Here is a 1,935-nt window from a genome sequence, read left to right as displayed (position 1 = left end):
GCCAGGTTCCCGGAGATGTTGCGGTAGACCCCGGGCGGGAACGCCGTCGCCGCCGGGGCCACCTCGTAGGAGACGGCGAAGTCCTCGGTGGTCTCGCCGAAGTTCCAGCCCGCCCGGAAAGCGGCGATGTTCGCCGCCGCGATCTGCGGCTTACGGGCGAACTTCGCGGCCAGGAACTTCTCGGTGCCCTCGGTGGGCCGGTGATACATCCAGCTCAACAGCCCCAGAGCGAACATGTTCTTGCTGCGCTCGGCCTCCTTGCGGGTGAGGCCGAACTCCTTGAGCGCCTCCACGGTCAGCGTGGTCAGCGCCACCGGGTGCAGGCGGTAGCCCTCCAGCGAGCCGTCCTGCAGGGGGCTGGCGGCGTAGCCGACCTTGCGCAGCGCGCGTGGGGTGAACTCGTCGGTGTTGACGATGATCTCCGCGCCGCGTGGCAGGTCGGCGATGTTGGCCTTCAGCGCGGCCGGGTTCATCGCCACCAGCACGTCCGGCGCGTCACCGGGGGTGAGGATGTCGTGATCGGCGAAGTGGAGCTGGAAGGACGACACACCGGGCAGGGTGCCGGCGGGCGCGCGGATCTCGGCGGGGAAGTTCGGCAGCGTGGAGAGATCGTTGCCGAACGAGGCGGTCTCCGAGGTGAAACGGTCACCGGTGAGCTGCATCCCGTCACCCGAGTCCCCCGCGAACCTGATGATCACCCGGTCGAGCCGGCGGACGTCCTTCGCCCCCGCCGCTTTGCGCTGCTCTCCTATGACTGCTTCGTCGGCCTGTTCCGCTGGGCTGCTGACCTGGCTGGTCACTGAACTGGACCTCCTCGAGGCGGCTGTCCGGGACGGCCTTCCCGAAGGCCGTCCCTGGATCAACCCTACGACCGTGAGGGTGCCCTTCCTGGGGTCATTCGCATGTTGGACACGACTTCAGGACGTTCCGGCACCCCGGTCGCGGCCGGCGGTCAGGAGTTGAGGTAGGTGAGAACGGCCAGTACACGCCGGTGATCGCCGTCGCTCGGGGACAGCCCGAGCTTCAGGAAGATGTTGCTGACGTGCTTCTCCACGGCACCGTCGGAGACGACCAGCTGCCGGGCGACGGCCGAGTTCGTCCGTCCCTCGGCCATCAGCCCCAGGACCTCCCGCTCGCGCGGGGTGAGTTTCGCGAGCACGTCCTGCTTGCGGCTGCGGCCCAGCAGCTGCGCGACCACCTCCGGGTCCAGGGCCGTGCCGCCCCGGGCCACGCGCACCACCGCGTCCACGAACTCGCGCACCTCGGCCACCCGGTCCTTCAGCAGGTAGCCGACGCCACGGCTGGAACCGGCGAGCAGCTCCGTGGCGTAGCGCTCCTCCACGTACTGCGACAGCACCAGCACCCCGACTCCCGGATGCGCCTTGCGCAGCTGCACCGCGGCCCGCACCCCCTCGTCGGTGTGCGTCGGCGGCATCCGTACGTCGGCCACCACGACGTCCGGAAGCTGGTCCTGCCCGTCCAGCTCGGCGATGGTCTTGATCAATGCGTCGCCGTCACCGACACCGGCCACGACCTCGTGCCCCCGGTCGGTCAGCAGCCGGGTCAGGCCCTCCCGCAACAGCACCGAATCCTCGGCGATGACCACCCGCACCCTGTCCTCCACGTCCACGTCCCTCGGCCCCCATGCCCCTGTCGCCGTCCCCCGCCCTCGTGGCGGGGGACGGCCGTGGGGTCCAGCATTCCAGCATTCGGTGGGGGATGCGGCGGGGCGACGCGGCCGGGGTGTCGTCGCGGCGGGCCGGCACGCGGCCGCCCGGCTCCGTTCCTCTCCCGCGGGCGGCGGGTACGGGCGGCGGGGGCGGGGCCCCGGCGCCCCCCCCCCCCCCCGACCCCCCGGTGCCGGTGTGCCTGTGCCGGTCCGTGTACCTTGCTCCCGTCCTCCGCCACGGTGCCCCCGAACAAGGCAAGCGCCGT

Annotated in this window: 2 protein-coding genes; both read right to left on the bottom strand. The window is 71.3% G+C overall.

Annotation, left to right across the window (positions count from 1 at the left end; all coding sequences use genetic code 11):
* The coding region (locus ACF07S_RS03650; protein ID WP_391973320.1) for a 2-oxoacid:acceptor oxidoreductase family protein at positions 1-800 on the bottom strand (800 nt) is incomplete at its 3' end.
* A gap of 152 nt (positions 801-952) precedes the next feature.
* Complete coding sequence (locus tag ACF07S_RS03645; protein ID WP_391961885.1) at positions 953-1,612, bottom strand: response regulator; 660 nt, start codon at positions 1,610-1,612, stop codon at positions 953-955.
* Positions 1,613-1,935: the final 323 nt, after the last annotated feature.

Source organism: Streptomyces sp. NPDC016640 (genome assembly GCF_043076215.1).
Classification (GTDB): Bacteria; Actinomycetota; Actinomycetes; order Streptomycetales; family Streptomycetaceae; genus Streptomyces.
This window is presented reverse-complemented; position numbering and strand designations above follow the sequence as displayed.